This window comes from Clostridium sp. CM027 (assembly GCF_024730565.1).
Lineage (GTDB): Bacteria > Bacillota > Clostridia > Clostridiales > Clostridiaceae > Clostridium_AD > Clostridium_AD estertheticum_B.
In genome coordinates this window covers 1293523-1316821 of sequence record NZ_CP077725.1, presented here as the reverse complement: position 1 = coordinate 1316821, position 23299 = coordinate 1293523, and the positions used below count along the sequence as shown (strand labels likewise).

The following is a 23299-nucleotide window of genomic DNA, read 5'->3' as shown; positions in this document are numbered from 1 at the left end:
TTTATTAGTTGTGACGTTTTATAAGGAAATTATTCAGTTTCTATATCCTTTTATAATGGCCACTTATTTTATAATACGGAATTAGAACGATTGGCTGATTTGCAGGTGTAAACAAATCTATTCCCCCTTGGTTTTCATCTGGTCTAAAATATTTCATCCCAAACTTTTCTACCACCCATCCTTTAACTCCAATAGGGATTGAACCATAATTGCCATTTTTCTCAACTGATTCAAATGATGGCATTGCATTACCTGTCGCGCCAATCAGTGTGCAGTAACATCTTTCTGTAATTTCAATTCTGTATAAATTCTTTGTTTCTAAAGGACTCATAGAAATCTTCTCCTTTCTTTATTTAAAAGTTACACGGTCTAATGTTACAACTTCAACCTAATCCCATATAAATTATAACATATTATACATATTTATACACGATTACATTCATATAATAGAGATGAATATAAAAGAATATATATTATTTACCACGGATGGGAAAAACCAAAGGAGAGAAGTGGATTATAAATTCAGATGTAATGCTAGATATTGTAAATGATTTTATTGGGAAAATTATCTCAAGTGAAAATTTTATGCTTGCAGTAAATTTTTTGAACTTTTTGTCCCAGTGTACGTTTAATAATTGTGAGGTGAAAAAAATGAATGCAATAAATATATCGAATCTTAAAAAATCTTATGATGGAAAGACTAATGCAATAAACAATATAAGTCTGCGCATACCCAAGGGTGAAATATTTGGATTTCTTGGTCCTAACGGCTCGGGAAAAACTACTACTGTTAGAATTCTCAATGGAATTCTTTCATCAACCTCAGGTCATGCTGAAATTTTAGGAAAGCCTGTGAATGAACATAATCTTGAACTCCATAGATTATGTGGAGTTATGACCGAAAGTTCTTCCTGCTATGAAAATCTTACGGCTGAGGAAAATCTAAAATTCTTTGGAAGAATGCATGGTATGGAAGAAAAGCTGCTGAGGCAGCGCATAGATTTCATTTTAAAAAGGCTGGAATTACTAGATATAAGAAATAAGAAGGTTAAAGCTTTAAGTACAGGGATGAGGAAGAGAGTTTCTCTAGCTATAGCTATTATTCACAATCCTCAAATTTTATTTCTTGATGAGCCTACTTCTGGCTTGGACCCAGAAAATGCACTTAATGTCTCAAAACTTATAAAAGAACTTGCAGAAGAAAATGAAGTTACAATCTTTCTTTGCACTCATCAGTTAAAATACGCTGAAAATATTTGCACATTGTATGGCTTTATAAATGATGGTAATATTCTTGGATTCGGTACTTTTGATGAACTCGCGTCAAAGAAAAATGCAAGTCTTCAATTAAAAATCAGGGGAAAAAATATTTCAGAGAAATTTGGACTTATTCATGAAGATCATAATCTATATAGTAAATCTATTTCAGGGGACGCCGAAGTGAATGCTATTATACATAATATAATAGCAAACGGCGGAGAAATTTATGAGGTGCTGCAACAGAAATGGTCCCTGGAGCAGCTGTATTTTATGTATATAAAAGGCACAGCCGACGGTGTAACATTGTAATAATGGGGGTGGATTAATATGAATAGAAATGAAAAAGTATTAATTAAAAAAGATTTAAATGAGATAACAAGTTCAAAGCGGGTAATTGTGCCAATGGCTATTGTACCAATTGTTCTCACCGTACTTATACCTTTGGCGTTAATTATCGGTGTCAATTATATCGGGAATGCTTCAGATGTCTTAAGAGGGTTCGGCTCTCTTCTTAAAAAGCTACCTTCTGAATATAAGGCATATAGTCCTGCACAACTTGTAATAAAAATTGCTATAAATTATATGTTTCCATCATACTTTCTTATAATTCCCATAATGTGTTCAGGAATTATTGGAGCCAGCAGTTTAGTAGGCGAAAAAGAACATAAGACAATGGAGACACTACTTTATACACCAATATCCATGGAACAACTGCTAAGGGCAAAGATTTTAGGCGTTTTTATACCATCCTATATTATAACCCTGCTTTCATTTATAGCTTTTGGCATAATAATCAATATAAGTGGATTCATATATTTTGGAGGACTTATTTTTCCAGATATAAAATGGCTCATTATAATACTTTGGATTTCACCTGCTATTAATTTGTTATCCTTAACCTTCACTGTGATGGTATCAGCAAAGTCAAAAACCTTTCAGGAAGCACAGCAGGTAAGTGGAATTCTTGTTCTTCCTGTAGTTATTCTATTGGTAGGACAAATGACAGGTGTAATTATGCTTAATAACCTTATTATGTTTACAGCGGGTGGTGTTCTCCTGATAATTGATTATATATTAATAAAGAGAATTTCTTCTAAATTTATTCCTGAGAAGCTGATTTAAATATAGGGTATTGTTCTATTTACATTCCCACTATCACTTGCATTTGTTATCCATTTAATCTAACGACTTAAGTGCATATTGGAAAGATTAGAATTAGATAGGATAAATCGTATTACAAATGACACAGGCTTTCTGTGAAAGCATTGATATAGCTTAATTTAAATAATGAAATTATCATCTAAATAAATTGCAGATATAGAGTGTATTTCAATAATCATAAATGAGATAGCCATTAAAATAATAAAGACGTAGAAATTCACTTTAGATGAAATATATACAGATATTTGAGAAGTAATAAAGAAGGAGAATCCTCTGATGATGTGGGTTCTCCTTTTATTTTATTTGTTACAAATTTATAGTTGACAAAAATAAAGAAAAAATGTTATGCTGTCTATGAAATTAATAGACAGGAGAAAGATATGAATGAGTTTATTCGCAGTGCAACTATTGAAGATTTTAAAAGAAGTTATGTATGGGATGGTAAAAAAGCAGAATTTATTTGTTTAATATGTGGAAAATATATTGGCGAAAATGATGAAAGTGTAAATATTCATACTGCAAATCATGGAACTCCTATTGAAATGCTGCTGATGCTGGACAAGAAATATACAGGATTGACTGAAATTCAAAAAGAGTTTTTAGATATGGTATCTAATAAATATAGTGACAAAGAAATAGCAATGAAGCTTGCATGTGCAGAATCCACAGTAAGAAATATGAGATTTGCATTGAGAGAGAGGGCAAGACAAGCACGGGCATTTTTGGCGGTTATGGAATTAGCTGAGGAAAAGATGCCAAAAATAAAAAATCCGAAGCTTCGTGTGTTCCCTGTTAAAGAAGAGAAGCGGAAAGCATTATTACCAAGGTTTGCTGATTTGTTTGAACCTGATAGAGAATATACGGAAGCTGAAGTAAAGAAAATCATTAAAACTATTTATGAAGATGATGCAATAATACGACGGTACCTGGTAGACCATCGATACTTGAGCAGAACCAATGATGGCAGCAAATATTATAAGAATTGTGAGGAAAATATCATGAGAAATATAAATAAAAAAGAAATTATAAACAACTATAAGCAGCAAGAAATACAGATGGGTATAATTCAAATATATAATACGGTTAATGGATATTCTAATGTGAATATATGTACAAATTTATATAAGCCCTTTGAATCAATTAAGTTTCAATTAAATTTAGGTAGGATTAAAATTAAAAGATTACAAGAGGATTGGGCTGCTTACGGAGAGAATGCCTTTGAGTTCAAAGTTGTAGAAAAACTTAAACCTAATGAGGTATCTACAGATAAAGAAAAGGTTGATGATTTAAAAGATCTTTTAAATATGTGGATTGAAAGTCAAGGAGAGAACCTAAAGTTATATAAATAAATATTAGGGGCAGAAACTGTAAATGTATTTTTAGCAGAAAAAGATATTAAACACTGTAGAGGTCGCCATTTATGCTGGTTCAAAAGTCCAGGACAATGTGTAATTAAATAAATTGAAAATTAAGGACATTCAATATAGTACAACTGGTGGTATGTTTTCAACTCAATATTCTGTTATGATTGTTATTGAAGGAGATGAAATACTCTGTTAAGACAGAGTTTTCTTAAATTGCGTCATAAACGAATGTACGATTTAATATAAAATCGTACATTCATAAAAATATAACTTTTTATTGTATAGGAAATAGCTTGGGATGACATATAGGAATGTTATAAAGGAATTATACTATTTCTTTTGATGTGGCTTCACTAGAAGATATACCCCAATAAATATAAAAAGTACTGGTACAAAGTATATTCCTATGCTCTGTTTTATAAAATCATATATTGAATTACTTCCAAATAATTTATTAATAATTGAAAGAACACCTATTATCACCAATGCACAGCCGACTATTAGCCCACTTTTATCTTTCATGTTTTCTATAGTATCATTATTTAGATTTTCTTTCTTATTGAAATTATGATAATTACTAAATATAAAGTCAGAGTCACATACATTTTCGCCGCGATCAAGCTTATGAGCGATATTGAATGTGTCAAAGAGCAAATAGAACCAAAGTGGAATTTGAATTACGCTTGTTAATCCTCCTAACCCAATAAATCTAAATAAGGGTTCCACCATGAAAAATATAACCATTGCTTGTATTCCTTTTTTCATAAGTCCTAAGTACATATATCCAAGCCCAGGAACTAAGGCTGCCATAAAGGTTAAAAAATCATTTCTTTTTTGCATTATATCCATCTCCAATCAAATATTTTAAATCATTCATGTTTTCATTATATTTATATTGCACAACCATAATTTCTGTTTTTAATCTGCATTGTGTTTTAATTATTTTATATTGTAAGTTAGTACTAATTATCAGCATCATAGTCAGCCCTGCAACAATTAGTGACATAGCAGGAATATCTATTGAACTTTTTTTATTCTTTTCAATTCTGTTTATTAGCTTCTCATTATAATTGCTACTTAGCTCATGTTCTTCAAAGGAATTTAGTATTAGTCTATCTAAATCATCCCATTTTTCGTGCATATTTCGATATCCCCCCTTTGAATTTCTATCCTCAGTTTTTGTTTTGCCCTATAAACTCTTCCCTCTACAGTTTTTTGAGATACATTTAAAACCTTAGATATTTCCTTTTCCTTTAACCCTACATAATAGTATAATACTACAGCTTCTTTTAAATCTCGTGGAAGGCTACATATGCATTTCCTGACATGATTTTTCTCATCTATGTCACATTCCGTCGGTTGAATATTATTAGTAAAAAGTCCGGTTAAAAATCCCTTTAGATTTCTCTTTCTCTTATAATCTAAAGCTTTTGATATTGATATTTTATAAATATATGTGGATAACGAACATTCTTCTCTAAATTTTGCTATATTATTATACAAGGCAATAAATACTTCTTGCGACAAATCTTCAGCTTCAAAGTAATCTTGAGTATATGCATAGCATAAAGAGATAACCTTTCTTTTGTACTTATTTACTATTTCAATAAAGCTCTCATTGTCCTTGTTTCTAAGTCTCTCTACTATTTGGTGTTCTTCCAAAAAAATCACTCCTGACTATTAACACTCACTACCCCATTAGCAATATCAACTTTTAATTTACCGTCCCCATTCCCAATTTTTGTTGATATTCCTTTATTTACTCTTTTCTCTCCATTTACTATACATGCTCCACTATTTATATTCGCGTCTACATTTAAGTTCTTACTCTCTGTGTATACAGTAATCTTACCATTACTTGCATTCATATTTATATCTTTACAAAGTTTATTTCTAAAATATATATTAGCATTAGAAACATTTATATTACTTTTTTCAATATCTCCCTCTAAGGAAATATTTGCATTACTTGCATCAATATCTATATTAGATTTTATATTTGAATCAATAGTTTTTATCTGACAATTAGCAGCATCGATTTTTAAATTGTATCCATAAGGTACATATATATATGCCTTGACATGTTTAATATAACTTTCTTTAATATTAACCTCATACCCCTCCATAGTTTTTTCCTCAGCTATTTTATAATCGTTAACAGAACTATTTTCTTTCACATAGATATCTGCTTGGATTTTTATATTTTGGTCTTGTGATCTACAAATCTTAATATCCGCATTGGGAGCTTTAAATACAAGTCTATTTCCATTAATAGATAAGGTTTTAGATGCACTTATTTTTTTTGTGTTATTTAAAGAACCTATTTTAAAGTTTTCGTCGTTAAATTCAATGCCAGACCCAACTTTATCTATTATGCTTCCAAATTTTCCGGATAAATTAAGGAATACATTTATTCCTAAATACAAAAATATAATTAAAATCGTCAAGTAATTAAATTGATTTCTACAGCTCTCATGCTTTCTATTAGACTGTATTAATATCTCTACTCCCAGTAGAATGAAAATCCCAGGCCACCATATAAAAATTTGCTTACCAAGTTCTGGATTATTCATATATATAATCATCCAGATACCAAGAAAAATTAGCCCTATTGAAGAAGTAATCGTACCTATTTTTCTCATAAAAATCCCCCTTTAATTTAGTTCTCATAGGTTTAGACGTATGTACTATGAAAAAACCCACAGACTTTTTTAAATTTTGTGGAATTTTTTATTATATTATTAAAATGTAGGTACATGGACCTTGGGAATAGTCTAATAGAATACCATAATAGGTATAACTTCTTGTCCATCACTAATTCCGATATTGGGGTTAGAGGCTAATTGGCTATAATATCAAATATTAGCTATAAATAAAATAAAAAAGCCATCCAATATAAATTTCGTTATATTGGATAGCTTTATTATTAGTTAACCTATTAATCTTTCTATTGTATTATCTAGGCATTCTACAATACCGAATCTACCATTAAATATATTAAAGTTATAATGTTCATATAGATCTTTAGCTAATATATTTCCATTATTAAATGTTGTATTTGTTTTCTCAGGTATAATTAACTTAAACCCATACTCAAATGCAACTTTACAAGTAGTATCAAAGCAATACTCTGTTTGCATACCTGTCATAATTAATTTGTTAATACCTTTATTATCTAAATAATCTTTTAAAATTGTCTCCTTAAAAGCAGAATTAAAAGTTTTACTTATTACCGTTTCATTTATAGCAGGACTTATTTCTCCATAGATTTTCCAGCCTTCTGAATTAGGCTCTAATTCACCCCCAATTTTATCAGTATGTTGAATATAAATTACTTCTACATTTTTTTCTCTACATGTTTTAATTAATTTTTTTATATTACTAATGACCTCTTCTACTGCGAAAGGCTTGGCTAAGACTAGTGCATTTTGAACGTCTACAACTAAAAGGGCTGTATTTCTCATAGTTATATCTCCTTTTTAATTTAATCTATATAAGACTAATATTTACTTAATTATACTATTAATGATGTATATTCCATAGAAAAATATGTTCAGATTGAATACCTAATGCATAATTCATATGTATCTTTAGTTGACTTCGCCGTTATTTTATCATGATTATGTCAATTTTATGTCTTAAAGTGGATTTTGTCGTGAATGTTGGCGGTACGTATAAAAACTATTAAGTTAAAAATAAATAACGCAATCAATAATACTATTGATACGGGAATATAATATTGTGTAGATCAGGTATTTTTTAGTTTTCTAATTTATCTTTTCGATTAAATAATCTCAAAGAGGTTAAAATTGCCCCAATCATACAAATAACCGCTGCAGTTATATATACAGTTTTCATGCCGTAAATAAATGCATCATTTCTTCCTACTACGTAATCTGTTACATGATATCCAATTTTATAGCTCATCATGCTATACAAAAGAGTAGTAGATAAAGCTATGCCGCATACCATTCCCAAATTTCTTACAAGTCCATTTATACTCCCTGCAATGCCTAGCTTATCCTTTGATACTGTTGACATTATTAAAGAAGTATTAGGTGATTGGAATAACCCAGTACCCAGTGACATAACCCCTATAAAAATTACCATGCTTATAGTTGAAGATTTCTCATTTAGAGTTGACATTAATATTAAACCTAAACTTAAAACTACTAACCCAATAAAAGTTAAAATTTCTGAGCCTATTTTATCTGAGAAATGTCCACTAAGAGGTGCCACCACAGACAAAACTAATGGATAGATCATAAGTAATAAACCAGTAGATGAAGGTGAAAAATTCATCACATCCTGAAGATAAAAAGGTTGAATAATACTTGAGCAAAAGATGGCTACAAAGAATATGAATCCACAAAATATACTAAGTGAAAACAATTTATTTTCGAAAATTTCTAGCTGTAATAAAGGGTCTTCACATTTCTTTTCCACCATAACAAATACAATAAAAGAAATAATTGCGATTAAAAACCCTAATAAAATTATGGGCTGAGTAAATCCAACCTCTTGACCTTTACCTAAAGCTACAAATAGAGGAACTATAGCAAACATAAACAATAACGCTCCTGGCACATCTAATTTTCCTTTTGCTCTTTTGTGTTCTTTAGGAAGTATCTTAAAACTATAAAGTAAAGTTATTATACCTATTGGGACATTTATTAAAAAAATATATTCCCAACTAGTAGCTTGTACTATAAATCCTCCCAGTGGAGGCCCAACTAAAGCTCCAAGTGCCACGAAGGATCCTGAGATTCCTAGTGCTTTCCCTCTTTCATTTGATGGAAATACTGCAGTGATAATCCCTTGGCTGTTTGCCATAGTGGCTGCGGCCCCTACGGCTTGTATTACTCTAGCTAGGACTAAAACAAACAGTGAACTTGTTACTCCACAAAATAAAGAACCAAGTGTAAATAAAGCTATACCAAACTTAAATATCTTTGTTTTAGAAGCTATATCCCCCAATCTTCCAAAAACTAATATAGTTGCTGAAATTATAATTAAATAACTGGTTACTACCAGTTGAATACCTGCTGATGTCACATTTAAAGATTTAGCCATCATAGGTAAAGCTACATTTACAATGCTACTATCTAGGGTAGACATAAAAACTACCATTACAATTATAATTAGAATTACCCATCTATGTTTATTAATGCTATTATTTGCTGCTTCCATTTATATTCTCCTTTTATCCTTATAATTTAAAATTTTTCATATTATTTAAAATCTTATTCAATGAATCTAGGGTAATAACTTTCTCCTTTTCACTTAAATCATTTGTTATTAGACCTTCCAACTTATGAATTTCATTGAGCACATTTGGAATTATAATCTTAGCCTTCTGTGTTAAATATAATTTATATGCTCTAGAATCGGCCTCATCCTCTTTTCTATCTAAGTATCCAAGGTTTATAAGTTTTGTGACAGTCCTAGCTGACATTGCTTTATCAAAACCTAATTCTTTACTTATTTTATTCTGGCTTATACCTTCATTTTCATTTAATACAAGTAAATATGGGTAAGAACCACTGCTTAATTCATATTTCTTTAACACCTTATCCAAATAAACCTGGGTGGTTCTAAAAATTTTATTATTGAGCTTAATTAAATGTATTATATCTTCTTTCAAAATTTAACCCCCTTATACTCAAGTATATTAAAAAACTTCTTGTTTTAATTGATAAGTCAACCTTATTATAGAACGATTTTGTTGACTCGTCAACCATATATTTAAACCAAAAATACAGGTATATTTTAAGATTTCTGTAGAACATTATATATATATAGTAGGTTAAAAAATATTAATGATATGGCGGTGTATAAAATGTCAATGAAAAGTACAATTTATGATGTCACAATAACAGAAGAGGGGCTTGAAGATTATAAAGCTGATACGATTAGTGCAAAAGACATGGCTGAAAATCTAGGTATTGATGCCGTTATGACTGATTTTCAGTGGGATGAAGGTATAGAGAGAGGTTTAATTCTTACTGCCAGAATCATAGATGATATATCAGTAGAAGATGCTTTATCCGAATTGAAAAATGTTGACTATATTGATCATGTAGAAGAAAGTTAGCAAAATAAGTTGTGCCGCAATTTGGTAATATACCCCGGGAAATTTTCTGAAGGAGACTGCAACTGCCGATAATTATTATAAAAGGTAACGTAAGTTACGGACTTTTATCACTAATAGTAATATACTGTAATTAAAGAATTTAAGGGGGTAACAGTATGAAAAGCTTAATTAAAAATATAGAATTCTCAAAAGTAATTGATTTAAAGAATTTAATATCTTATCAAGAGGCCCAGGTTATAAGTAGAACGATTGCGCAGACACCATCTGTGAGTATTACATTATTCTCACTGGATAAAGGAGAAGGTATCAGCACCCACGTAACTCCTGGAGACGCTATGGTTCAAGTATTAGATGGTGAAGCGGAAATTACCATAGATAATGATATTTTCAATGTTAAGGCAGGCGAAACAATAATCATGCCTTCTAATGTTCCTCATGGACTTGAAGCTCGCGTAAGATTCCAAATGCTTTTAACGGTGATAAAAGGTTAAATAATTAAGGTTGTAGCAATAGTAGCTCCGCATATGATTTAATTAAAAAAAGCACTAAAAACTTTTCTATTGATTAGTTTTTAGTGCTTTTGTTTGCCAGAAAATAAATAAGGGCTAGTAGCTGCAGTATCCTATTTTTTTAGAAACTTAATTTATTTTATTAAATTCGACAATTTATTTAAATAAAGACACCAATAATTACTAGCCTTTGGTATAATATAGTTATAAGATTTTAAAATAGTTGTATAAAATAAACTAATAAGGCATGCTGAAAAATAGACAAGCGTATTGACTTGTTATTTTTGAAGGTTCTTAAAGGGTTAAATTATCAATAATTAGTAAAATTGTATAAGAATAAGGAAAAGGTGGAGGAATAATTTATGATAATAATAAGAAACTTATTAGGGATTGTAATGTTATTTGGTGTTTTATATCTAGTATCAAATAATAAGGTCAATATTAATAAGAAATTAATTATTAAGGCATTTGCTATACAATTTGTAGTGGCAATCTTATTAGTTAAAGTTCCATTGGGAAGGGTAGTTATACAAAATGTATCAGATGGGGTTAGTAACGTTTTAAACTATGGTAGTGCGGGGTTAAACTTTATATTTGGATCATTAGCAGACGGAGCTGCACCAACAGGAATGGTATTTGGTATACAAGTATTAGGTAACATAATATTTGTATCAGCATTGGTTTCAGCTTTATTTTATCTAGGAGTTTTAGGGCTTGTAATTAAAATAATAGGTGGAGCAATAGGAAAGGTTATTGGAACAAGCAAAGTAGAAAGTTTTGTGGCAGTAGCAAATATGTTTTTAGGGCAAACAGATTCACCATTACTTGTAAGCAAGTATCTACCTAAAATGACTGAAAGTGAAATAATGCTAGTGCTTGTATCAGGTATGGGTAGTATGTCCGTTAGTGTAATAATGGGATATGTTGGTCTTGGAATACCTATGGAATATCTTTTAATTGGTAGTACATTAGTGCCACTCGGAAGTATAATTATCTCTAAAATATTAATTCCTGAGGCAGAAGTGGCGAGTGAAATAGAGAATTTAAAAATAGATAATAAGGGTGATAATGAAAACTTAATATCAGCTATTTCAGAAGGCGCATCTGCAGGGCTTAATATGGCTCTTGGAATTGGTGCAGTACTTATAGCAATAGTAGCACTAGTTGCAATGCTTAATGGATTTCTTGGAATCTTTGGAGTATCACTGGAAGGAATACTCGGATATGCATTTGCACCAATAGGTTATTTAATGGGTGTTCCGAATGACCAAGTATTACTTGCAGGGCAATTACTTGGAAGTAAGATGGCGTTAAATGAGTTTGTAGCATTTGGACAACTTGGTAAAGTAATTAGCACATTAGATTATAGAACAGGACTTATGCTTGCAGTATCATTAACAGGTTTTGCAAACATATCAAGTATGGGAATCTGTGTATCAGGAATATCAGTATTCTGTCCAGATAAGAGAGGACAACTATCAAAACTTGCTTTTAGAGGAATGATAGGTGGTTTCTGTGTAAGTATATTAAGCGCATTAATTGTAGGTTTAATTATTGCAATATAGAATATTAAAGTTAGTCATATAAAATAATAATATAAAAAAAGATATGGGATTCATAGTTTAAAATGAAGCCCATATCTTTTTTTGTAAACTGAATTTTTCTATTTGCTATAGTACATTTAATGATTTCCCTATCTCGAGATTTCTCAATGTTCTATATATAAACATAATAAACTAGTTTTACAACTTTTCAGTTCAAATTATCTGAAAATATATTTATTGGTATTTTGGATTTAAATTACAGTAAATATGGTAAAATAATAAGAGAAAATGCGATTTTCAAGCGTTATATAATATGGAGGGTAGAGGCTATGACAGAAAAAGAAAAAATGTTAAGTGGAAAACCATATAAAGCATTCGGAGAAGAACTATTATCTGAACGCCAATATGCAAAAGAAATGATATTTGACTATAACACCCTACGCCCAAGCCAAGGTGAGAAGCAAATGGAAATTGTAAAGAAATTATTAGGTGTAGTTGGGAGTGGGTTCCATATAGAATCACCATTTCGATGTGACTATGGATATAATATTTCTATTGGAGAAAATTTTTATAGTAACTACAATTGTACTATTTTAGATTGCGCTAAGGTTACAATTGGTGATAATGTTATGTTTGCACCAAACGTAAGCCTTTTTACCGCAGGTCATCCTATTCATTTTGAACCACGCAATGCAGCACTTGAATATGCATTTCCAATTAATATAGGCGATAATGTTTGGATAGGAGGTGGTGTTATAGTAAATCCAGGAATTACTATTGGTGATAATGTAGTGATTGGCTCTGGTAGCGTTGTAACTAAAGATATTGCATCTAATTCTATAGCTGTAGGTAATCCTTGTAAAATAATAAGAGAAGTTACAGAGGAAGATAAGAAATACTACTTTAAAAACTTTAAAATTAAATAAATAGGGTTCTCATATAAAATAGATATTTACAAATAACACCGGCTAGATAGCGGTGTTATTTTTTGTACGCCAGCATGTATGCTTCCTGAAATTTGCAACAAAATATAATTTGAAGTTAAAGCTTTTTTGTAAACGACATGGAATCTATTTTATGTATGGAGTTACTTTATATATATAAAAGGGGGAATTAATATGACCAATAAGAAACGAAAAAATCTGTTCCGCAGCTATACTTTTAGTAATTCTGGTAATACCAACTGTAGTATTTGCGAGTAGCTACGCTTCTACTTTAAGTTTTGATACTACTAGATGAGGAGTAACCCGAAGTTTTACTGGAACAAATCTTACAATGTCAATGACTGCATCTAGCTCTAGAATGAGTGGCTCTGGAGTAATTTGATGGATGGACAATTAAGAGCGGTAGTGTAAGTATGCATAACTAAAATTTATAATAAAATATATTTTTAGTAATAACTGTCTTAACGTATATTCCCCGCGTTTTGCGAGTAAAATCAAATAAAGCTTTTTCATAACGCAGTAAAAAAGTAATTCTTAAATTTTGCATTTTAAATTGGAATGTAAAAAACTAATTAATTAGTTTTTTAACATACTCTATTGTTAATATAAAAAGGATTGATGGTTATGATAAAGAAAAAAGATGATGTTTCTCTGTTTAAAATATTTAAAAGATTACTAACTTTTACATTAAAAGCTTGTCCTATATATATATCTATATATTCTTTGATAAAAATTTTGTTAGGAATATTTTTAGCATTAAATACTATAGCTATAAGTAACCTTTTTGATGCCGTGTCTAATTATATTTTAGGTAAAATAACATTTGTAAATTTATTAATCCAGATTTTTTTATTATTTGGATGTATTGTAACCGTTCAAATTTTGAATGGAGCTTCAAATGTAGTATACAAAGATTTATTTAAAAAAGTATCTGGAAAAATAATAAAAAAAATCAATATAAAAAGTTCAAAAATGAATCCTATTGATTTTGAGAATCCTCTTTTCCTTGATGATATAAATAAAGCCGAAGAGGGTGCTAACAGAGGAATGTCTGCAATAGACGTACTACTTGGTGTGCTTTTAGTGTATATTCCGTATTTTGTGATTATGGGTATATATCTTTACAAATTAAAGCCTATACTTGTACTATCAATATTTATTATATTTGTTCCAGTAACTTTAGCACAGGTGTTAAAAGTTAGACTTTTTGCAAATCTTGAAGATAAAGTTGCTCCATTAAGGAGAGAATACCAATACTATGAAAAATGTATTATGGATAGGGAATATTTTAAAGAAACTAGAATTTTAGGATGTTTTGGATACTTTAAAAAACTTTATAAAAATGCTTTATCAATAATTAATAATGAAGCTTTCAAAACTCAGAAAAAATCTGCGGTTATAGAATTCAGCTTAAAGCTTTTAACTTTAAGCGGTTATATTATAATTCTTCTGATTCTTGTAAAATGTGCATTAGATAAATCAATATCAATAGGTGCTTTTGGTGCAGTATTTGGATCTTTAGATATGCTTATAGGAATGATGGAAGAAATGATATGTTGGAATATAGGCAGCGTACTTCCAAAGATTGGTACTGTGAAAAATCTTATAAGATTTTTTGACATGGACGAATGTAAAGGAGAAGATGTAAAAACAAAGGGGATTCCTGGAATAAATATAGAGGATGTTTCTTTTGTTTACCCTGGAAGTACTAAAAATTCACTATCACATGTTTCTTTTGATATAAAACCTGGTGAAACTGTTGCAATAGTTGAATTTAATGGACATGATACTCGATATGTTTCTAAAGGAAGTATATTTAAAAATACTTCAGGTGTATTTCAAAAGTTTCAGAAATATAAGGATATGTATAAATCTCAAAGTAAATGGTACATTTCTAAATAAGAATCTACGATATAGGTTAAACTCAAAGTATAGACTATCAATATATTTATGAACTATTTCACAAGTTTTAAGTTCACTGGCTTCAAGGTCTTTATTTTATAAAGCTAAAGTCCTCATTTTAAATATTACAGCAGAGCTTATTAGTAGCAAGATAAGTTTTCCATAAAGCTGACATTAAAACCATAGCGTGGGTTTTGTCGAAAATGTTGGCGCTATCCCGAATATAACTCAATTGTATTTTAATGCAAGGCTTATTTGAAAAATAAGCTGCTTGTGTAAAGCAGCTTATTCATATCTATATAAATCATTCATAAATATAATAGGTTTTATTTATGAATACATTTATTACTTGTCAAATTTTTCAAGATGGTTAATCACACTCATTGCATTCGTGTCTTTTACATTCATTACAATCGTGTCTTTTACATTCATTGCATTCGCGTCTTTTACATTCATTACAATCGTGTCTTTTACATTCATTGCATTCGCGTCTTTTACATTCATCGCATTCATGTCTTTTACATTCATTGCATTCATGTCTTTTACATTCATTACAATCGTGTCTTTTACACTCATTACAATCGTGTCTTTTACATTCATCGCATTCATGTCTTTTACATTCATTACAATCGTGTCTTTTACATTCATCGCATTCATGTCTTTTACATTCATTACAATCGTGTCTTTTACATTCATTGCATTCGCGTCTATTACATTCATTACAATCGTGTCTTTTACATTCATCGCATTCATGTCTTTTACACTCATTACAATCGTGTCTTTTACATTCATTGCATTCATGTCTTTTACATTCATTACAATCGTGTATGAGGGACTTTTCACGTTGTTGTTTATCATATTCGCTCATATCAGCGTGCCAATAACTATACATAGTTTTACCTCCTAGCAGTATCAGTTTTTCTAACTGCTACTCTATGTTATTCAAATAAAAATATACTGTGATTAATTATCTAGTATTAAAATTGAAAATAATAAACAATTGGAACATTTAATGCAATTTAAAAGATAAAAATTTATTTTCGAGTCCGGCATAGGAGCCAATAATTTTATGTATACTGAGTAAATAAGTTAACAGAAAGTGTTTCACAAGCTTGGGCAAAAAGAGAGGGGAAGAAATATTTCTTAATAAATGAAAAATACTCTTCATTAATGTATATGTTGGAATGTCCCGATGTACAAGTTAGCCTTACGAAAGGGCCTGATGGATATTTTCGCTTAAACAAAATTATAGATAATAATTCAGCTGTTGCTATATTAGATGGTCCAGATGTATTATCACGTGACCTATTGGACTACACATTTTATAAAAAGGATGAGGTTGAATACCTAAGGGCAGGTGGTGCTACTTATGTATCAGAAGATGCAATTGAAACTTTTCCAACAAAGAATAAATTCAAATTTACAATTAAGAAAGACGGATATGCTAGCTGGTATAAAATAGATAAGGAATCAGCTGGTAAGGAAATTACTGTAGATATACCGAAGAATACAGCCTTTGTAGTTTATGATAGCAATGGAGTTTTAGTGAATGATTCTCTAATTACAGGTATTAAAAAGGTTACATTGTCTAAAAATGGAACAATCGTATTTTTAGGTAATGCACAATCAAAGTTTACGATTCAATATAAGGAATCTTCAAAGCAATAATAAGCAGACTTCAATGGCATAATCCTTACATAGCGCAACTATGTAAGGGTTATAGCGCTTGGTCCGGTACAAAATATTCTGCGGGTCGATACATTTTGAGCAAAGAATGATTTTGTTTAATTTAAAAGCGGCTTTCAAAATTTTTAATGTATATATTATAGTGCCCACAATCCTCCTTGGGGTATAGAAACGATTACTATTAACGTTAGAAAAAGCAAAAGCTACCATGGTTCAAACCAACAGGAATAAAGCGAAAAGCAGTAATTCCAAAGGGAGGTAACAGATGAGAAATACTTCACTAATAATGAAGTCCACATTACCCAACAATGTCATATGGAAACAAATTAATTTTATTCATGTTTACAGATATGTAGAAAAATTGGAACAACGAATATATTAATATTTTTGCATATTTAGAATTAGAGGTATTGTAAGAAAAATGTAGAATAAGTATGAATGCAGTATATTTATAGTAATTACTTGTAGAATAATTTTGTTTTCGGAGGTATGCGTAAAATATGAAGGATTTTTTAATTATGGTTTTTCTAGTTTTAATTGGAGGAATTATCTTACTTTCAATAACTATTATGTTTATTACAAGGAAAATAAAAATAATAAATCCTAAAATAATATATATTATGCTAGGATTATTTCCTATTATTTTGTTAGTCATTCCTACTGCATTAGTTTCACCATATAAAGGCTATTCTATTGAAAATTTATCACTTTCAATTCCGAGATGTATATATTCTTTGGAGATACTATTAACTGTAATAGTAATTTTAGGTATAGTTAATATGTTCCCAGGGTCTACCTTTGTCAGTAAAGATATAAATTACAGTGCTAAGAAAATTGGCTCAGGAGTAAGACTTTTACAGTATTCTATTTTTGGTAACATACTTTATATAATACCAACATTAATATTCATAATATATGCAATTAATTTGATAATTAACACTCCAAATTATGGAAAAGACGCTTTAGGTACCTTCTCTTGGTTTTTCATATGGGGTGTATTGCTTTTTCCAGCAGCTGCACAGCTTTATGTTATTCTAGCAATTTGTATAATTTCTATATTAACTTTAGCAGTTATATTCTTTATAACATCTGTAAATGGAACTATTCGAGTAACTTCAGTAGCAGTAGCAAATAAAAAAATTCGTATATTATACACTATTTCTATGGGATTACCTGTAATCAATGTTATTAGCATGCTTTTCCTATGTTATATTGCAAAGAACAAATTAAAGATTGAATCTATTTATTTTTAAGTTTATTTTTGTTGAAAATCTATGGATAATAAGGGGCTATAGGTACGGCGCCTCTGAATCTTTGTAAAACGGGTGGACAAAAAAGTGGATATAAAATCAAACCAACTAATTAAGAGATCAATTATTAGTACTTACCAATCGTATCTGACTTTTATTTTTACCATAATAACAACTTCCTTGCTCTAAAGAGGTTGTTATTATAATACTTTATGTGTTAACTAATGTTCATTTCTGATAGCATCCAATGCCTTTTTTTCGTATACAACGATTCTTTTAAGACCATTTTCTGATTCTCCACGGTTTAGCTGTGCTAAAATACGCCTACGATAATCTTTGTCATCCAAAAATGATAGTTTATGAGTGGTCTTAAAAATTAGTCCAAATTCTCCAATTGCATGACCCAGTATGGTTGGATGTCCACCTCTTAGGAACATTTTGATAGGGGTTCTAATGTTGGTAGCTCTAAGGAAGAGGTTCTTAGAGAAAAACTTGCATGGTTATTCCAGGAAACATTTGGTGAGGTGATAGTGTACTGGCGTTTGTTGTAAATAATAGTGTTAAGAAAATCTTAGAAAAGAGTTTTATTATTACTATCACAACTGCTTATGGCCTGTATTTTTAATTTATTTATCTATCGCACTAGATTACTTTACTTGTAAAAAATACGGTAATCCTCAGCAAGATTAATCTAATCACATATTTACAAATAAAGGTAGTCATACTGCCGTTTCGGTTCCGTTGCTATAAATGCCCCCATATTTGATATAAATCATTCCATATAATGAGATGTTATATTTAACGGACTTTCTCGTATCCATTTCTTAATATACCTAATAGCTTGGCATTACTGAGTCCAGTTTCCGTAAGTTCCCCTACAACATTCTCTACCATCTTTAAACCTTGTAAAGCATAAGGATGTAAATTAAATTGGCTAAAAAGATTATGTATTTAATATAGCAATAATTATAAAAATCAATAGAAAAACATTAACAATAGTAGAAATACACATGGTAATTAATCTTTTCTTAACGGAAAGCATGGTATAAGAATAGAAAACTTTGTTGTTGTGGAGGAAATTGAAAACATATTGTTTCATTATAAAGTGGCCAAACTAAGCTAATGCTAAAAAACCTTTATGGATATGAACACTAAGTAGTGGGTAAAATATTTATGCATATAAAAATAGATTAGGCTAGAATACTGACTTGATATTTTTTTAAATGATATTTAAAGTAATGAATAGGAGAGGTGATTACAACGGGAAAAATAAAAGCTTTTTATACAATGCCACATCCACCTATAATAATTCCAGAAGTGGGACGTGGAGAGGAAAAAAAGATAAAAAACACATACGATGCTTGCGTGCGCATTGGAGGCGAAATATCAGAGTTAAAACCAGAAGTAATAATAGTAGTGACACCACATGGAACTATGTTTTCAGATGCCATAGCTCTTTCTTTTGAAAGTTCTATTTCAGGAAATTTAAAGCAATTTGGGGCGTCAAAAGTTTCTATGAATTTTGAAATAGACATGGATTTGACAGGGAAAATTATGGCTAAGGCACGCAGTAATAATATACCAACGGTAGAAGTAAGCACAAGTTTTCTTAAAAAATACGATAGAGAATATGAATTAGATCACGGCAGCATAGTTCCACTGTACTTTGTTGTTGATAGGTATAATTCTTTTAAGCTTGTTCATATTACCTATGGGGGGCTTAGTCCTATACAGTTATATAAATTTGGTAAACTCATTAAAGAGGCAATAGAGGAGAGCAATGAAAATGCTGTATTTATTGGAAGTGGTGATCTTTCACATCATCTTAAAGATGAAGGACCTTATGATTATAATCCCTATGGAGAAGTGTTTGATGCCGAAATAATAAGTCTATTAACAAAGGGTGATGTAGCAGGAGTATTTAATATAAATCCAGAAATGGTTGAAAATGCTGGAGAATGTGGCTTAAGGTCTTATTATATAATGCTTGGAGCAATGGAAGGTAATGAAATAAAGGGAGAACTCCTTTCCTATGAAGGCACCTTCGGAGTGGGTTATGCGGTAATGAAATTTGACCTTAAAAACAGTGATAGAGATACATTATCAGAAATTACTAATGAAAAAAGAAAAAAATATGAGGAAAGAGTAAATAACGAAGATGTTTATGTTAGGCTTGCCAGAGAAAGTCTTACTCATTATCTAATAGAGGGTAATTTCATGGATCAACCAAACTATGTAACAGAGGAAATGATAAATAATAAAAGAGGGGTATTTGTTTCTCTTAAAAAATTTGGGCAGTTAAGGGGCTGCATAGGTACAATTTTTCCTGTAACAGAAAGTGTAGCAAGTGAAATAATGCGAAATGCCATTGAAGCAGGAGAAGGGGACCCAAGGTTTAGTCACGTATCGGAGGGAGAACTTGAGGATATTGTGTTTTCCGTAGATGTTTTAACGGAGCCTATAGCAGCTATAAAAGAACAATTAGATCCTAAAAAATATGGAATTATTGTGAGAAGTGGTAGAAAGAGTGGACTACTATTACCAGATCTTGCTGGTATTAATACCATATAGGAGCAAATAAGTATAGTATTAAATAAAGCATCAATTTCCCCAAATGAAAAATATTCTATAGAAAAGTTTGAGGTTATAAGGCATAAATAGGAGTGGTAATTATGGAAAAAGAAGCTTTCTTTTATGAAAAACAAGGAGAGGTAGTTAAATGCAAACTTTGCCCTCATAATTGCCATATTCCATCAGGCGCTCATGGCATATGTAATGTACGGGTAAATAGCAAGGGAAAACTTTATACGATAAATTATGGAGAAATAACTTCTATGGCTCAAGATCCCATAGAAAAAAAACCACTATATCATTTTAAGCCAGGAAGCAATATACTTTCTGTAGGAAGCTTTGGTTGCAATTTTAGCTGTGGGTTTTGCCAAAATTACTCCATATCCCAAGGGAGAGCAAAGAGCGAATATGTACCACCAGAAAAATTAGTGGAAATATGCAAAAGTCTGGAAGGTAATATTGGGATAGCATTTACATATAATGAACCTTCTATTTGGTATGAATATGTATACAATTCATCAAAACTATTAAAAGAAACGGTAAAAGATATAAATATAGTGGTGGTTACGAATGGCTATATTAAAGAAGAACCTCTAAAGATACTTCTTCCATATGTGGATGCTATGAATATTGATTTAAAAGCGTTAAACAACAAGTATTATAAGGATATATGCGGAGGCAGTGTGACACCTGTTATGGATACTATTAAAATAGCATCAAAACAGTGTCATGTAGAGGTAACTACTCTACTCGTAAATGGAGAAAATGATTCTGCAGAAGAAATTGAGGGAATTGCAGGATTTATTGCCTCATTAAATAAAGATATTCCACTTCATTTATCAAGATATTTTCCAAACTATAAGATGGATAATCCTGCTACAAAAGTTGAGGTAATGTATAAAGATAGGCGAATAGCAAAAAAATATCTTAACTACGTATATTTAGGTAATGTAGCAGGCACAGATAACTCGACTTACTGCCCAAAGTGCAGTTACAAGCTTATTGCAAGAGAGGGATGCCAGCTTCATGTTAATACTAGTGATGATATATGTCCAAAGTGTGGTTATAAAATAAATATTATACTTTAAATTAACAATAATCTCCAAAGCTAAATTTATTTCGCATAAATGTAGTTTGGAGGTTTTATTTCAAGAGATGTCTGTTGACTTAAAACCAATTCAAGCAAATATAATGAGTCACGAATGGTTCCTGTTCAATGAGAATATAAGCTTTAAAGAATATTTCACTTTAAATGAACAGAAGACTGGTAAAGAAAAGAAATACTATTATGGATGGAATAATTTTAAAATTAACTTTATGTAATTGTAAAAATTTCATTGGTGATTTATGTTCCATCTTTAAGAATAAAAAGAAGCAAATCGTTGATACTGCACATAGGGTATCTTAGAACTCCATTAATGTACTTTATTTACATATAAGAATATTTATGTTATATTTATAAGCAAATACTCATTTGGCGGTGATTTTTATTTTTGTATTAGAAGGATTAGGCTATTTGCTTTTGCCTGTATTGTTTTTAAATGTTATATTTATAAAAAAATTTGATGATAAAAAATTATCAATATATACCAACATTCAAAAAAATGTTATAGAGGTTTCATTTTTATACTTGATTGGTATAGGTATGATATCTTTAAGTAATAAAAGTATATATATTGGATTAAGACATATAGTGATATCATTAATCATAGTTTTAATATTACCCATGATTATATTTAGTTTATTAAAAATTAAAAGTATTAATATATTTTTTTTGAACTTAAAACTAAAACTGATAAAAGTGTTTAATGCTACATATTGTGTCCTCATAGTGTTAATAATATTATTCCATTTTTTTTATAAAGAAAATTATTTAAATAAATATTCATTTAATGCTATGTTTTATTTGATCTTTATATATTTTTTAATTAATTATACAAAAGAAAAGAAAGAAGAGTTCTAATTATAATGGTACCTATAGACAGGACACTTTGAAAAAAGGTGTTTAGACTATAGGTGTTTTTTATGCTTAATATTTTCAAAAAATGTAACTTACGAGGTGCTATAAGCAGCATAAGTGTGTGACGATTGTTATCATCTAATACCTATGATATGCTTTTTTGAAAGGAGGGAAGTTATGAGAATAATAATAATTGAAGATCCTTTAATGGAAGATATCGAGGTGAAAATACTATGTAAAGAAAGAACTATCTATGTTGATCATTTAGCAGCTGAGCTATCTAAGGATCAAATAACTATAAGTGGCAAAATAGAAAATGAGTATACACGGATTTTTTCCGATGATATCTTTTATTTTGAAGCTGTTGATAATAAAATCTATATTTATTGCGAAAAAGACGTATATCAAAGTGATATGAAATTATATGAGTTAGAAATAAAATTATCAGGTGCAAAATTTGCTCGAATAAATAAGTCTTGCCTTATGAATATTGCAAAATTAGAAAAAGTAAAAGGTCAAATTAATGGCCGGTTGCTTGCAACTTTATCAAATGGAGAAAAACTAATTATTAATCGTAGCTATGTACAGGAAATTAAACGAATTTTAGAGATATAATTTATAATAGAATTGGAGGAAGCAATGAAAAAAATAAATCAATATTTCTGCAGTGGTTGTGTTGCCTTTACTATAACAATAATTTTAGTAATTATTATACATCTTATAAACCATCAAGTAACCATTGGTGTAAAATCAGAGGCTAGTTTGCTATTTTTGATTTTATTAATACAATCAGTTCTGTATTTTATGGAAAATATTCATGTTAAGTCCCCAATTATACATATGGCTTTTGAATTATTCATAATTATAAGTGTGGTTTTTTCTATTGGAATACCACTGAAGGTTATTAAAATTATTTCTTTACCTTCAGTAATAGAAATAATTTTAATAATTGCTGTGGCCTATGCAATAGCTTGTTTAAGCTTATATAAAGATAGTAAAAATGATGCAAAAGATATAAATAAGAAATTACAAGAAAAATAATAAGGAGGTAATA

General features: G+C 30.0%; 25 protein-coding genes and 1 pseudogene. 16 read left to right on the top strand and 10 right to left on the bottom strand.

The window, feature by feature from the left end; translation table 11 throughout:
* Window positions 1-40 precede the first annotated feature (40 nt).
* Window positions 41-331: a hypothetical protein gene (locus KTC92_RS06280; RefSeq protein WP_216303634.1), complete on the bottom strand. Its 291-nt coding sequence runs from the start codon at window positions 329-331 to the stop codon at window positions 41-43.
* A gap of 320 nt (window positions 332-651) precedes the next feature.
* Here KTC92_RS06280 and KTC92_RS06275 point away from each other — a divergent pair, with 320 nt between their 5' ends.
* The 3 genes from KTC92_RS06275 to KTC92_RS06265 all read left to right on the top strand — a co-directional run bounded on the left by KTC92_RS06275 (window position 652) and on the right by KTC92_RS06265 (window position 3770).
* On the top strand, window positions 652-1569 hold the full coding sequence (locus KTC92_RS06275; RefSeq protein WP_220287108.1) for an ABC transporter ATP-binding protein: 918 nt from the start codon (window positions 652-654) through the stop codon (window positions 1567-1569).
* 18 nt (window positions 1570-1587) lie between these two features.
* Window positions 1588-2382: an ABC transporter permease subunit gene (locus tag KTC92_RS06270; RefSeq protein ID WP_220287064.1), complete on the top strand. Its 795-nt coding sequence runs from the start codon at window positions 1588-1590 to the stop codon at window positions 2380-2382.
* Window positions 2383-2741: 359 nt separating this feature from the next.
* A complete protein-coding gene (locus KTC92_RS06265) occupies window positions 2742-3770 on the top strand; it encodes a DUF2087 domain-containing protein (protein WP_258280714.1) in 1029 nt (342 codons plus the stop codon).
* 345 nt (window positions 3771-4115) lie between these two features.
* Here KTC92_RS06265 and KTC92_RS06260 read toward each other — a convergent pair whose 3' ends face one another.
* The 7 genes from KTC92_RS06260 to KTC92_RS06230 all read right to left on the bottom strand — a co-directional run bounded on the left by KTC92_RS06260 (window position 4116) and on the right by KTC92_RS06230 (window position 9429).
* The gene (locus KTC92_RS06260; protein ID WP_220287065.1) at window positions 4116-4625 is read right to left on the bottom strand and encodes a hypothetical protein; all 510 of its coding nucleotides are present in this window, start codon (window positions 4623-4625) and stop codon (window positions 4116-4118) included.
* Complete coding sequence (locus KTC92_RS06255) at window positions 4609-4926, bottom strand: hypothetical protein (protein ID WP_216303638.1); 318 nt, start codon at window positions 4924-4926, stop codon at window positions 4609-4611. Before KTC92_RS06255 ends, KTC92_RS06260 begins: the two co-directional genes overlap by 17 nt.
* Window positions 4902-5447 (bottom strand): RNA polymerase sigma factor, encoded by a 546-nt coding sequence (locus KTC92_RS06250; RefSeq protein WP_216303639.1) that lies wholly within the window; start codon window positions 5445-5447, stop codon window positions 4902-4904. Before KTC92_RS06250 ends, KTC92_RS06255 begins: the two co-directional genes overlap by 25 nt.
* Before the next feature lie 5 nt (window positions 5448-5452).
* Window positions 5453-6427 (bottom strand): hypothetical protein, encoded by a 975-nt coding sequence (locus KTC92_RS06245; protein ID WP_220287066.1) that lies wholly within the window; start codon window positions 6425-6427, stop codon window positions 5453-5455.
* A gap of 288 nt (window positions 6428-6715) precedes the next feature.
* Window positions 6716-7249, bottom strand: a complete 534-nt coding sequence (locus tag KTC92_RS06240; protein ID WP_216303641.1) for a cysteine hydrolase family protein — start codon at window positions 7247-7249, stop codon at window positions 6716-6718.
* 295 nt (window positions 7250-7544) lie between these two features.
* Entirely contained in the window at window positions 7545-8975 is a 1431-nt protein-coding gene (locus KTC92_RS06235; protein ID WP_220287067.1) for an MFS transporter, read from the bottom strand.
* A gap of 19 nt (window positions 8976-8994) precedes the next feature.
* On the bottom strand, window positions 8995-9429 hold the full coding sequence (locus KTC92_RS06230) for a MarR family winged helix-turn-helix transcriptional regulator (RefSeq protein ID WP_220287068.1): 435 nt from the start codon (window positions 9427-9429) through the stop codon (window positions 8995-8997).
* A 195-nt stretch (window positions 9430-9624) separates the two neighbouring features.
* On the opposite strand from KTC92_RS06230, the gene KTC92_RS06225 reads away from it, so the two are divergent.
* The 5 genes from KTC92_RS06225 (at window position 9625) to KTC92_RS06205 (ending at window position 14778) form a co-directional block, all read left to right on the top strand.
* Entirely contained in the window at window positions 9625-9879 is a 255-nt protein-coding gene (locus KTC92_RS06225; protein ID WP_220287069.1) for a hypothetical protein, read from the top strand.
* 155 nt (window positions 9880-10034) lie between these two features.
* Window positions 10035-10370, top strand: a complete 336-nt coding sequence (locus KTC92_RS06220; RefSeq protein ID WP_216303644.1) for a cupin domain-containing protein — start codon at window positions 10035-10037, stop codon at window positions 10368-10370.
* 380 nt (window positions 10371-10750) lie between these two features.
* Window positions 10751-11953 (top strand): NupC/NupG family nucleoside CNT transporter, encoded by a 1203-nt coding sequence (locus KTC92_RS06215; RefSeq protein ID WP_216303645.1) that lies wholly within the window; start codon window positions 10751-10753, stop codon window positions 11951-11953.
* A 308-nt stretch (window positions 11954-12261) separates the two neighbouring features.
* Window positions 12262-12858, top strand: coding sequence for a sugar O-acetyltransferase (locus KTC92_RS06210; protein ID WP_220287070.1), 597 nt, complete (start codon window positions 12262-12264; stop codon window positions 12856-12858).
* A gap of 642 nt (window positions 12859-13500) precedes the next feature.
* A complete protein-coding gene (locus KTC92_RS06205; protein WP_220287071.1) occupies window positions 13501-14778 on the top strand; it encodes a hypothetical protein in 1278 nt (425 codons plus the stop codon).
* Window positions 14779-15123: 345 nt separating this feature from the next.
* Here KTC92_RS06205 and KTC92_RS06200 read toward each other — a convergent pair whose 3' ends face one another.
* Window positions 15124-15594: a hypothetical protein gene (locus KTC92_RS06200; RefSeq protein WP_220287072.1), complete on the bottom strand. Its 471-nt coding sequence runs from the start codon at window positions 15592-15594 to the stop codon at window positions 15124-15126.
* Between the two features lie 360 nt (window positions 15595-15954).
* Here KTC92_RS06200 and KTC92_RS06195 point away from each other — a divergent pair, with 360 nt between their 5' ends.
* Both KTC92_RS06195 and KTC92_RS06190 read left to right on the top strand, forming a co-directional pair.
* The gene (locus KTC92_RS06195; RefSeq protein ID WP_258280713.1) at window positions 15955-16446 is read left to right on the top strand and encodes a hypothetical protein; all 492 of its coding nucleotides are present in this window, start codon (window positions 15955-15957) and stop codon (window positions 16444-16446) included.
* Between the two features lie 518 nt (window positions 16447-16964).
* On the top strand, window positions 16965-17717 hold the full coding sequence (locus tag KTC92_RS06190; RefSeq protein WP_220287074.1) for a hypothetical protein: 753 nt from the start codon (window positions 16965-16967) through the stop codon (window positions 17715-17717).
* A gap of 218 nt (window positions 17718-17935) precedes the next feature.
* On the opposite strand, the gene KTC92_RS06185 is transcribed toward KTC92_RS06190, so the two are convergent.
* A complete protein-coding gene (locus KTC92_RS06185) occupies window positions 17936-18157 on the bottom strand; it encodes a Tn3 family transposase (RefSeq protein ID WP_375294767.1) in 222 nt (73 codons plus the stop codon).
* 844 nt (window positions 18158-19001) lie between these two features.
* On the opposite strand from KTC92_RS06185, the pseudogene amrA reads away from it, so the two are divergent.
* From amrA to KTC92_RS06155, 6 genes and pseudogenes are all read left to right on the top strand, one after another.
* Window positions 19002-20375, top strand: a pseudogene (amrA, locus tag KTC92_RS06180) (AmmeMemoRadiSam system protein A).
* 11 nt (window positions 20376-20386) lie between these two features.
* A complete protein-coding gene (amrS, locus tag KTC92_RS06175) occupies window positions 20387-21373 on the top strand; it encodes an AmmeMemoRadiSam system radical SAM enzyme (protein ID WP_220287076.1) in 987 nt (328 codons plus the stop codon).
* A 46-nt stretch (window positions 21374-21419) separates the two neighbouring features.
* A complete protein-coding gene (locus KTC92_RS06170) occupies window positions 21420-21608 on the top strand; it encodes a hypothetical protein (RefSeq protein WP_258280712.1) in 189 nt (62 codons plus the stop codon).
* A 151-nt stretch (window positions 21609-21759) separates the two neighbouring features.
* Entirely contained in the window at window positions 21760-22248 is a 489-nt protein-coding gene (locus tag KTC92_RS06165) for a hypothetical protein (protein ID WP_258280711.1), read from the top strand.
* Between the two features lie 174 nt (window positions 22249-22422).
* Window positions 22423-22860 (top strand): LytTR family DNA-binding domain-containing protein, encoded by a 438-nt coding sequence (locus tag KTC92_RS06160; RefSeq protein ID WP_220287078.1) that lies wholly within the window; start codon window positions 22423-22425, stop codon window positions 22858-22860.
* Between the two features lie 24 nt (window positions 22861-22884).
* The gene (locus KTC92_RS06155; RefSeq protein ID WP_220287079.1) at window positions 22885-23286 is read left to right on the top strand and encodes a hypothetical protein; all 402 of its coding nucleotides are present in this window, start codon (window positions 22885-22887) and stop codon (window positions 23284-23286) included.
* The last annotated feature ends 13 nt before the right edge of the window (window positions 23287-23299 follow it).

What these genes read in the sequence shown, in the direction of transcription:
- KTC92_RS06280 (WP_216303634.1), bottom strand. Translation starts at nt 331, where the DNA reads ATGAGTCCTTTAGAAACAAAGAATTTATACAGAATTGAAATTACAGAA.
- KTC92_RS06275 (WP_220287108.1), top strand. Translation starts at nt 652, where the DNA reads ATGAATGCAATAAATATATCGAATCTTAAAAAATCTTATGATGGAAAG.
- KTC92_RS06270 (WP_220287064.1), top strand. Translation starts at nt 1,588, where the DNA reads ATGAATAGAAATGAAAAAGTATTAATTAAAAAAGATTTAAATGAGATA.
- KTC92_RS06260 (WP_220287065.1), bottom strand. Translation starts at nt 4,625, where the DNA reads ATGCAAAAAAGAAATGATTTTTTAACCTTTATGGCAGCCTTAGTTCCT.
- KTC92_RS06255 (WP_216303638.1), bottom strand. Translation starts at nt 4,926, where the DNA reads ATGCACGAAAAATGGGATGATTTAGATAGACTAATACTAAATTCCTTT.
- KTC92_RS06245 (WP_220287066.1), bottom strand. Translation starts at nt 6,427, where the DNA reads ATGAGAAAAATAGGTACGATTACTTCTTCAATAGGGCTAATTTTTCTT.
- KTC92_RS06240 (WP_216303641.1), bottom strand. Translation starts at nt 7,249, where the DNA reads ATGAGAAATACAGCCCTTTTAGTTGTAGACGTTCAAAATGCACTAGTC.
- KTC92_RS06235 (WP_220287067.1), bottom strand. Translation starts at nt 8,975, where the DNA reads ATGGAAGCAGCAAATAATAGCATTAATAAACATAGATGGGTAATTCTA.
- KTC92_RS06225 (WP_220287069.1), top strand. Translation starts at nt 9,625, where the DNA reads ATGTCAATGAAAAGTACAATTTATGATGTCACAATAACAGAAGAGGGG.
- KTC92_RS06220 (WP_216303644.1), top strand. Translation starts at nt 10,035, where the DNA reads ATGAAAAGCTTAATTAAAAATATAGAATTCTCAAAAGTAATTGATTTA.
- KTC92_RS06215 (WP_216303645.1), top strand. Translation starts at nt 10,751, where the DNA reads ATGATAATAATAAGAAACTTATTAGGGATTGTAATGTTATTTGGTGTT.
- KTC92_RS06210 (WP_220287070.1), top strand. Translation starts at nt 12,262, where the DNA reads ATGACAGAAAAAGAAAAAATGTTAAGTGGAAAACCATATAAAGCATTC.
- KTC92_RS06205 (WP_220287071.1), top strand. Translation starts at nt 13,501, where the DNA reads ATGATAAAGAAAAAAGATGATGTTTCTCTGTTTAAAATATTTAAAAGA.
- KTC92_RS06200 (WP_220287072.1), bottom strand. Translation starts at nt 15,594, where the DNA reads ATGAATGTAAAAGACATGAATGCAATGAATGTAAAAGACACGATTGTA.
- KTC92_RS06195 (WP_258280713.1), top strand. Translation starts at nt 15,955, where the DNA reads ATGTTGGAATGTCCCGATGTACAAGTTAGCCTTACGAAAGGGCCTGAT.
- KTC92_RS06190 (WP_220287074.1), top strand. Translation starts at nt 16,965, where the DNA reads ATGAAGGATTTTTTAATTATGGTTTTTCTAGTTTTAATTGGAGGAATT.
- amrS (WP_220287076.1), top strand. Translation starts at nt 20,387, where the DNA reads ATGGAAAAAGAAGCTTTCTTTTATGAAAAACAAGGAGAGGTAGTTAAA.
- KTC92_RS06160 (WP_220287078.1), top strand. Translation starts at nt 22,423, where the DNA reads ATGAGAATAATAATAATTGAAGATCCTTTAATGGAAGATATCGAGGTG.
- KTC92_RS06155 (WP_220287079.1), top strand. Translation starts at nt 22,885, where the DNA reads ATGAAAAAAATAAATCAATATTTCTGCAGTGGTTGTGTTGCCTTTACT.